The sequence below is a fragment of the Gordonia lacunae genome, assembly GCF_002149015.1.
GTDB classification, from domain to species: Bacteria; Actinomycetota; Actinomycetes; order Mycobacteriales; family Mycobacteriaceae; genus Gordonia; species Gordonia lacunae.
The window spans coordinates 1-2941 of sequence record NZ_NGFO01000074.1; the positions used below are offsets into that span (position 1 = coordinate 1).

Below are 2941 nucleotides of genomic sequence, written 5' to 3' on the forward strand. Positions count from 1 at the left end.
GCGCGGTTCGGCGTCGGGCGGCGTCGCGGCGGGGGCGTCGGGGGGCGCGACGGCCGCGGTGATCGCATCCCGGATGGAGCGATAGCCGGTGCAGCGGCAGAGGTTTCCCTTCATCCGGCGCGGCAGGTCGGGGAGATGTTCGGCGGTGACGGTGGAGGCCGTCACGATCATCCCGGCCGTGCAGAACCCGCACTGGAACCCGAAGTTGTCGACGAAGGACTGCTGAACGGGATGCAGGTCGTCCGGGGTGCCGAGGCCGGCGACCGTCGTGACCGATTTCCCGGCGGCGCGATGAGCGGGAAAGATGCAGGAGTGCACGGGTTCTCCGTCGACGAGTACCGAGCACGCCCCGCAGTCCCCGGCGTCGCACCCCTTCTTGACCTCGTAGTGGGCGTGTTCGCGTAACAACATCCGCAGGCATTGTCCCGCAGCGGGTTCGGCGTCGAGTTGCTCGCCGTTGACCTCGAACTTCATTCCTCGGCTCCGAATCCCTCGTCGGTCACCGGTGTCCGTCCGGCCAATTCGGCTCGGATCTCCTCGGCCAGGACCGCCGAGACGCCCCGGCGCCAGTCGGCCGAGCCCAGCGGGTCGGTGTAATAACCGCTGGCCGCGACGATGTCATCGCGGAGTGCGTCGCGGGTCGGAAGCACGGGGTAGCGCAGGACCGTCGGCCACTCAGTGGCCGCGGTGATCCCGAAGGTGGTGGCGCCGTCGTCGTCGACCCGGCCGGTCACCACTGCCCCCGAGCGGCCGAGCTCGGCGAGGGCGATCTTGCGCATCGCTGTCCGTGCACGTAACGCCTGGCCCGGGAAGTCGATGGCGCGCAACACTTCTCCCGGTCCCAGGAGATTGATCCCGTTCCCGATGACCAAGTCGGCGACGGGCAGATCGCGGTCGGTGCCGTCGGGCGACCACACGTGTGCGGTCGCGTCGAGTCCGACCGCGAGGGAGACCATGGACGCGGCGGCGAACGATCGGCAGACGTTGCCGCCGACCGTGGCCATGTTCCAGATCTTGAACGACGCCAGCAGCGCGTTCGCGCACTGCGCGAACAGGGGCTGGGCCACGAAACCCGGACGTGGCGGGATCGCGACGAGCTCGGCGATCGTGCAGGTGGCCGCGATCCGCAGGCCGCCTCCGGGGAGCTCTTCGACAGGTGCCCAACCCATCTCGCTCAGGTCGACGAGCCCGGTGGTCGCCGGCTGCGGCTCGGAGAACACCCAGGTACCACCGGCGACGATCTGTTCGCCGGGACCGGGGAACGCCTCCTCTCGGGTGCGGGCGAACCGGTACCGGGAGACGGCGGTGAGATCCATCAGCGTGCCTTGTCGAGGAGGCGGGATGCAGCGGTGAGTGGCTCCCACCGTACGAGGCCGATGCGCCCGCCGGAGCGGATCGCGGAGATCGACGTCGAGAGAAGCACGGCGTCACGCTACGTGCATCCGGTGCGGTCCGCATCTCGTGGCCGGCGGGCCGGCACCTGGGGGCGTCGTCGTCGGATCAGACGGGGGTCTCGGTGATGCGCCCGTGCGCCGGGATGGCGAAGGCGACCACCGCGGCGATCACACTCATGACGAGGGCGATGCCGGAGGCCCACAGATACCCGTCGGCGGTCGGTACCGAGATCGAGGTCCCGCCGGAGGTGGGCACGGAGATCATCGACCACGTGAGCAACATGCCGACCGCGGCGGCCGCCGTCGAGGTCCCGATGATCCGCATGAGTGCGTTGACGCCGTTGGACTCGCCGGTCTGCTCCACGCTGACCGACTGCATGATCAAGGCCGGCATCGCGGAGTAGGCGATGCCGAGGCCCGCACCGATGCAGCAGGCGATGACGAGCATGTGGATCCAGGTCAGGTCCCACGGGCCGGCGATGCCGACGATGAAGATCACGTAGCCGATGCCGATGATCACCGCGCCCAGGGCGAGGGAGATGCGGGCGCCGAAGACGGCGTTGATGCGGCCACTGATGTGCGAGAACACGAACATGACCAGACCGCTGGGCGCGAGGATCAGACTCGCGTGCACCATGTCGTACCCGAAGCCGTCCGGGCTGTTCGTCGGTGCCATCAGCAACTGGATCGGGATGAGTTGCATCGCGTAGAAGGCGAAACCGGTCGCGATCGAGGCCAGGTTCGTCAGCAGCAGCGGGCGCTTGCCCAGGATGCGGAGATCGATCAGCGGACTGTCGCGACGGAGTTCGACGAGGACCCAGATGCCCAGCGATGCGAGGAAGCCGGCGAACAGGCCGAGCGTGAGCGGAGCCGACCATCCCCACTCGGCGCCCTTGGACAACGGGAGCAGCAGACAGACGAGGAGCACGGTCAGGCCGAGTGCGCCGAGGGCGTCGAACCGGCCGCCGGAGGGCTTGGCCGTGGAGCGCACCGTGAGGGCCACGCCGACGCCGGCCAGGGTCGCCGCGCCCGCACACGACCAGAACAGGGCGTGCCAGCTCACGTGCTGGGCGATGAGTGCGGCGACCGGGAGGCCGAGTGCACCGCCGATGCCGAGCGAGGCGCTCATGGTTCCCACCGACGAGCCGAGGTGGCGGGGCGGGACGATGTCGCGCATCACGCTGATGCCGAGCGCGACGATGCCGAAACCCAGCCCCTGGAGACCGCGGCCGATGATGAACACCGGGAGCGACGTGGCGACCGCGCAGGCCACGGAACCCACCGCGACGAAGCCGAGGCTGACCAGGATGGCGAGGCGTTTGCCGTACATGTCGCCGATCCGCCCGCCGATGGGGGTGGCGACCGCGCCGAGCAGCAGCGTGATGGTGATCGCCCACGTGGTGTCGGAGGCATCGGCGTGCAACAGGGCGGGGAGCTGAGGGATGAGCGGGACGATGATCGTCTGCATCAGTGCCACGACGATGCCGGCGAGGCAGAGCACGGCCACCGCCAGTCGGGGGTGGGGCTTGTCGGCGGCTGGATCGGGG

3 protein-coding genes are annotated in these 2941 nt (G+C 69.5%); all 3 read right to left on the reverse strand.

All coding sequences use genetic code 11. The features are described from left to right. The coding region (locus tag CA982_RS26120) for a (2Fe-2S)-binding protein (RefSeq protein ID WP_144066137.1) at positions 1-474 on the reverse strand (474 nt) is incomplete at its 3' end. Further along, on the reverse strand, positions 471-1316 hold the full coding sequence (locus tag CA982_RS26125; protein ID WP_086537958.1) for an FAD binding domain-containing protein: 846 nt from the start codon (positions 1314-1316) through the stop codon (positions 471-473). The genes CA982_RS26120 and CA982_RS26125, both read right to left, overlap by 4 nt. A 184-nt stretch (positions 1317-1500) precedes the next feature. Then, a partial coding sequence (locus CA982_RS26130; protein WP_086537959.1) for an MFS transporter occupies positions 1501-2941 on the reverse strand: 1441 nt, incomplete at its 5' end.

Coding starts and splice junctions, on each gene's coding strand:
- CA982_RS26125 (WP_086537958.1), bottom strand. CDS start 1,316: ATGGATCTCACCGCCGTCTCCCGGTACCGGTTCGCCCGCACCCGAGAG.